This is a genomic window from Nocardioides sp. CPCC 206348 (assembly GCF_048654705.1).
Classification (GTDB): domain Bacteria; phylum Actinomycetota; class Actinomycetes; order Propionibacteriales; family Nocardioidaceae; genus Nocardioides.
Window position 1 is genome coordinate 1 of the sequence record NZ_JBMCZA010000017.1, and the last position, 5,309, is coordinate 5,309.

The 5,309-nt window shown below is 72.1% G+C and carries 6 protein-coding genes; 5 read left to right on the forward strand and 1 reads right to left on the reverse strand.

The features are described 5' to 3' along the window. Positions 1-90: 90 nt before the first annotated feature. Positions 91-969, reverse strand: a complete 879-nt coding sequence (locus ACOADB_RS00665; protein ID WP_378595995.1) for a DICT sensory domain-containing protein — start codon at positions 967-969, stop codon at positions 91-93. Positions 970-1,021: 52 nt separating this feature from the next. Between ACOADB_RS00665 and ACOADB_RS00670 the strand changes: the two genes are divergently transcribed. Genes ACOADB_RS00670 through ACOADB_RS00690 form a run of 5 tightly spaced genes read left to right on the forward strand, consistent with a single transcriptional unit; the run spans position 1,022 to position 5,262 of the window. Beyond that, a complete protein-coding gene (locus ACOADB_RS00670) occupies positions 1,022-1,360 on the forward strand; it encodes a hypothetical protein (protein WP_378595996.1) in 339 nt (112 codons plus the stop codon). Continuing rightward, on the forward strand, positions 1,354-2,619 hold the full coding sequence (locus ACOADB_RS00675; protein ID WP_378595997.1) for an NAD(P)/FAD-dependent oxidoreductase: 1,266 nt from the start codon (positions 1,354-1,356) through the stop codon (positions 2,617-2,619). Before ACOADB_RS00670 ends, ACOADB_RS00675 begins: the two co-directional genes overlap by 7 nt. Then, entirely contained in the window at positions 2,616-3,518 is a 903-nt protein-coding gene (locus ACOADB_RS00680) for an NAD(P)H-binding protein (RefSeq protein WP_378595998.1), read from the forward strand. Before ACOADB_RS00675 ends, ACOADB_RS00680 begins: the two co-directional genes overlap by 4 nt. A 41-nt stretch (positions 3,519-3,559) precedes the next feature. Then, positions 3,560-4,267 (forward strand): CPBP family intramembrane glutamic endopeptidase, encoded by a 708-nt coding sequence (locus ACOADB_RS00685; RefSeq protein ID WP_378595999.1) that lies wholly within the window; start codon positions 3,560-3,562, stop codon positions 4,265-4,267. Next, entirely contained in the window at positions 4,264-5,262 is a 999-nt protein-coding gene (locus tag ACOADB_RS00690) for an SDR family NAD(P)-dependent oxidoreductase (protein WP_378596000.1), read from the forward strand. The genes ACOADB_RS00685 and ACOADB_RS00690 overlap by 4 nt, the downstream gene beginning before the upstream one ends. The last annotated feature ends 47 nt before the right edge of the window (positions 5,263-5,309 follow it).

A 5,309-nucleotide genomic window follows, 5' to 3' on the forward strand; every position in this document is an offset into this window, starting at 1 on the left:
CCGGCACCGGCGGCGAGCAGGAGTCCGTGGACGGTCACGTGGCCAGCGTGCCAGCGATCCGAAATATCTGACAGCGGGAGCTGCGCTCGCTCAACGCAGGCGGTCGACGTACGCGATCGCGCGATTGAACAGCGCGGTGGCGGCCTGCGCGCCGCTCGAGCGGGTCACGGGCGGGTCTGCCAGTTCGCGGGTGAGCAGCTGGGCGACTGCATTGCCGGCGTCTGCCGCGACCTGCGCGGCGACGCGGGCGGCATCACGCACGGCGTGGGGGTCAACGGTCCAGACGGCCTCGAAGACGCGGTCCCGGTCGGCGACCCCGGTCTGGCCGGGGAGTTCCCAGGCCGAGAGACAGGCGGTCGTGTCCTGGGCGTCGCACACGACCGCCCACTCGCGTCGCAACGGAGCGTCGTCGGCGAGGTGGATCTGGACGGGTGACGTCGTCGATGTCGGCCGGGCTGCGTCGAGGTCAGCGAAGACCATGGCCGAGCGGGCGACCCGCGCCAGCTCGGTCCACCGGGCGGCGGACGGACCGTAGAGGTCGGCTCGCTGGAACGCGCCGAAGAGGATGGGCCGGTCCGCGGTCGCACAGCACTCGTCCTCGATCGCATGGGAGAGGCCGAGCAGGGTCGTCTTGCGTAGGCGGTGGGTCACGAGAGCCGGGTGACGCCGACGGAGCTCGGCGAAGATTGAGGGACTGGTCGGTGCCCGGTGGCTGACGGCCTCGTTGATGGCTGCGTCGAGTCGCACCCCGGCATCCCTGCGGCGCAGGATCTGCTGGATCACGGCGACGTCGTCCGCTGAGTAGCGGCGGTGACCGCTGTCCAGTCGCCGCGGCGCCGGGAATCCGTGGCGCAGCTCCCACGTACGGATGACGGCCGGCGTCAGGCCGGTTCGCTGCGCCAGGTCGCCGATGGTGAGGTCGGTGGCTGCCCCTGCCGCCACGGGTGCGATCGCGTCGCTCTGATCCATGCTCACCAGCCTAATCTAAGCAGAGTGCTGAGGTTTGTGTTTAACTACATTCGTGAGCAGCGACCAGCCGGATGTCGAAGACGTGTGCCGGGACGGGGCAGCCGCTGGCGACCTCGCCGAGCTCCTCGGCCGCGCCGCCGCTGGCGACGTCGCTCCCTTCCTCGCGTTCTACGACCAGACCAGCGCGATGACCTTTCGCTATGCCCTCGCGGCCCGGCACGGGGATCGCGATGCTGCCGCCGCCCTCACCCGAGCCATCTACCGCGAGGCCTGGCGTACGGCGGACCAGCACCCCGCGTCCGGCCTCTCGCCCCTCGGATGGCTCATCGCCCGCGGTCACCGTGCCGGGCTCCGGAACCGGGCCACGACCATCACGGAGCACGCATGCTGACCACTGATCTTCCTGTCGTGATCGTCGGTGCCGGACTCGCCGGCCTGGCCTGTGCGACGCGCCTGCATGCAGACGGGTTCCCGGTCGTCGTGCTCGAGGCGGCGGACGCGGTGGGTGGACGGATTCGCACCGACGTCGTCGACGGGTTCACCATCGACCGAGGCTTCCAGGTGCTCAACACCGCCTACCCCGCGCTGAGGGCCGGTCTCGACCTGGATCGCCTCGACCTGCGCCGGTTGCCTCGGGGGGTCCGGATCCGGCGTCGGGGCGCACTGCACGACATCCGCCACCCGCTGGCGTCGCCGGGCGCGGCCTTCGGTGACATCACGACGTCGGTCGTGGGTCTGCGCTCGAAGGTCGCCCTCGCCCGCTACGTGACCAGCTGCGTCGCGCCCCGTCCTTCGACGATCAAGGGCCGGAGCGACGTCGAGGCCAGGGATGCGTGGGCACCGTTGCCGGGCGACGTCGTTGACGACGTGCTCACGTCGTTCTTCGCCGGGGTCGTCCTCGAGCCGGAGATCACCACGTCGCGGATCTTCACCGACCTGATGATGCGCATGTTCGTCCTGGGCAGCTCCGCCGTCCCTGCGGCCGGCATGCAGGCCCTGCCTGAGGAGCTCGCCCGCCAGCTGCCGGCCGGCGCGGTCCGGTTGGGCACCCCGGTGGGCAGCGTCGCCGACGGCGGGGTCGAGCTGACGGACGGCACGGTGATCGAGGCGCGCGGCGTGGTGGTGGCCGCCGACCCGTGGACCGCCCACGGGCTGCTTCCCGAGCTCGGTGCGCCGCCGGCGGCGCGAGCCGTCACCACCTATTACTTCGCGGCCGCGCCTCGAGCCGACCTCGACCCCCTCCTCACCCTGGACGCCGACGGCTCGGGGATCGTCAACTCCGTCGTCCTGACCGCGTCGGCGCCTGAGTACTCGACCGATGGCCGCGCCTTGGTCGCGACCTCGGTGCTGCACGCTGATGGTCGACCCGTCCTCGAGGCTGGCGCCGCGCAGGCCGCGGCCCGCGAGCTGCACGAGGCCGCGAGCGGTGGCTGGGAGCTCGTCGCCACCCGCGACGTCCCCCATGCGCTCCCCGCCATGACCGCGCCGCATGCACTCCGCAAGCCCGTGGAGGTGGTCCCGGACCGGCTGTGGGTCGCCGGGGACCACCGTGACACCAGCTCGATCCAGGGGGCGCTGGTGTCCGGACGCCGAGCCGCAACCCTGGTGGCGAGAGCCCTGAACAGCGCGACGTCCGGGAGGACTCGATGACGAACCACAGTGGGCCTGTGCTGGTCGCCGGCGGAACCGGTTTCGTCGGCCGGCGGCTGGTGGCGGCGCTGGTCGAGGCCGGGCACGACGTCCGGGTGATGACCCGCAAGCCCGGCCGCCACCAAGGCCCCGGTACGGCCGTCCGCGGTGACGTCAGCGACCCGGGCTCGCTCGCCGGAGCCCTGCGGGACTGTGCTGCGGCCTACTACCTGGTGCACTCGCTCGACTCGGCCGACTTCGAGTCCCTCGACGCCGCTGCCGCTGCCGCCTTCGGGTCAGCGGCAGCCGACGCAGGCGTGGACCAGATCATCTACCTCGGCGGTCTCGGCGACGACCAGGACGACCTCTCCGCGCACCTGCGCAGCCGGCGTCAGGTCGAAGGACTGCTCGCCGACGCAGGGGTCCCCGTGACCGTCCTGCGTGCCGGGATCGTGGTCGGCCACGGCGGCATCTCCTGGGAGATCACCCGTCAGCTCGTGGAGCACCTGCCGGCCATGATCACGCCCCGCTGGGTGCGGACCCGCACCCAGCCGATCGCCGTCGCCGACGTGGTCCGCTACCTCGTGGGGGTGCTCGACAACGACGACGCTCTCGGCAAGGTCTTCGAGATCGGTGGTCCCGATGTCCTCGAGTACCTCGAGATGCTCCAGCGCGTCGCCGCGGTCGAGGGGCGCCGGCTACCGATCCTCCCGGTCCCGCTGCTCACGCCAGGGCTGTCCTCGCGTTGGCTGTCGTTCGTCACCGACGTCGACACCCGTTCGGGACGCAACCTGATCGACTCCATGGTCAACGAGGTCGTCGTTCGCGACCGGTCCATCCACGACGTCGTACCGTTCGAGCCCATGGGGTACGACGATGCCGTCCGATTCGCGTTGGCGGAGCGGGCCGCAACACGATGAGTCGCACGGGGTTGCGCGCTCGACTGGTATCCCGGCTGCCGATGCCGATCACCCACGTCGTACCCGTCGCGGGCACTGAGTCCAGTGACGTGGTGCTGCGGCGGCGCAAGGTGGTCGTCGGGACCTCGCTGGTCGGTGCCGGGCTCCTCGGCGCATCGCTCTCGACCCGTCCCGGCTCGAGGGAGTTCTACCTGTCCACGGCAGCGGTGGCAGGCACCTGGACGGTCGGCGGCCTGGCCTCGGGGCCGCTGCACCTGGGCTGGATCCAGACCCGCGACTCGACCTTGCGCCGCCCGGTCGTGACCCCGGTCGCCACCGGTGTCGGCGCGTTCGCCTTCTTCTACGCCGCAGCCCTCGTGGCGCGCCGGATCCCACCACTGGACGCGGCAATCTCGCGGGTGCTGCTCTTCGCCGATGAGGGGGACGACCGCCTGGTCCTGCTCACGACCCTCGCGAACGGCGTGGGTGAGGAGATCTTCTTCCGCGGTGCCTTGTACGCAGCGCTCGGCGACCGCCACCCGGCCCTCGCCTCGACAGCGGTCTACACGGTGGCGACGACGACCACCCGCAACCCGGCGCTGGTGCTCGCTGCCACCGTCATGGGCACCTTGTTCGGCCTGCAACGCCGCGCCTCCGGCGGCGTGCAAGCTCCCACGATCACCCACCTCACGTGGTCGACATTGATGGTGCGCCACCTCCCGCCGCTCTTCCGCCGCCCCGGCCTGCCCGGCGCGGGACCGACCCGATGACCGCGAAGGCGGTCGACGCCGGCCTGGACCGCCTGCTCGACCGGCTGGTGGTGCCCGGCTACTCCTCCATCGGCTACCGCCTGCGGCGCCGGCACTGGGCAGGTGATCCCGTCCCCGGGTCCCTGGTCGGCAAGCGTGCCGTCGTCACTGGTGCCGGCGGCGGCCTCGGCGAGGCGACGGCGCTCGGACTGGCCCGGCTCGGGGCCACCGTGCACCTCGTCGTCCGCTCGGCAGATCGCGCCCAGGGCGCCGTCGGCCGGATCGCGGCAACCCTGCGTGAGGAGGGGGTCGAGGCCTTGCTCGAGGTGGAGGAGTGCGACGTCTCCGACCTCGCCTCGGTCCGTCGCTTCGCGACCGGGTTCGGCGAACGGCTGGCGCGCGACGGCAGCGCCCTCCACGTCCTGGTCCACAACGCCGGGGTGTTGCCTGCCGAGCGCACCACCTCGGCCCAGGGCCACGAGCTGACGGTCGCCACTCACGTCCTCGGTCCGGTGCTGATGACCGAGCTGCTCCTCCCGGCCCTGCGCCTGGCGCCCACGGGGGCGCGCGTCATCCTGGTCGCCTCGGGTGGCATGTACACCCAGGCGCTGCCGGTCGCCGACCCCGACTTCACCCAGGGTCACTACCGCGGCGCGGTGGCCTACGCCCGATCGAAGCGGATCCAGGTGGAGCTCGCCCCGCTGCTCACCGAGCGCTGGAAGGCCCACGGCACGGCCGTGCATGCCATGCACCCGGGTTGGGCCGACACCCCGGGCGTCGCCAGTGCGCTGCCCGCCTTCCGGCTGGTCACTCGTGTCGTGCTGCGCGACCCGGATGCCGGGGCCGACACGATCACCTGGCTTGCCGCCACCGACCCTCCTCCCGCGGGAGGGTGCTTCTGGCACGACCGTGAGGTCCGCCCGACCAGCTACCGGTCAGGAACGGTGGCGACCGCGGCGGACGTGGCGGCGATCTGGGCGTGGGTACGCGACTCCACTGCGCTCGACCTGCTGTGACGCAGGGGCTCAGGCGCCGAGGATCTCCGCGACCTCGGGCGAGGCGA